1 protein-coding gene is annotated in these 237 nt (G+C 35.4%); it reads left to right on the forward strand.

Features of this window, described 5'->3' with window-relative positions; genetic code table 11:
• Positions 1–237 (forward strand): mechanosensitive ion channel domain-containing protein (locus AOA60_RS23545; protein ID WP_143522522.1); only part of this gene is annotated, 237 nt, incomplete at both ends.

Here is a 237-nt window from a genome sequence, read left to right on the forward strand (position 1 = left end):
AGCTCGCTATAAACGTGTTTACATATATTCTATGGTTTGTTCTAGCTACTATAGTCATTGGGTTATTAGATTATGATGTAACAGCGTTAATTGCAGGTGCTGGTATTGTTGGTCTTGCTATTGGATTCGGTGCACAAGGCTTAGTAAGTGATATAGTAACAGGATTTTTTATTCTACTTGAAAAACAGCTTGAAGTGGATGAGTATATTACTGTTGCAGGTATTGATGGAATTGTAG

The organism is Pseudomonas sp. 2822-17 (assembly GCF_002742485.1).
Classification (GTDB): domain Bacteria; phylum Pseudomonadota; class Gammaproteobacteria; order Pseudomonadales; family Pseudomonadaceae; genus Aquipseudomonas; species Aquipseudomonas cyclaminis.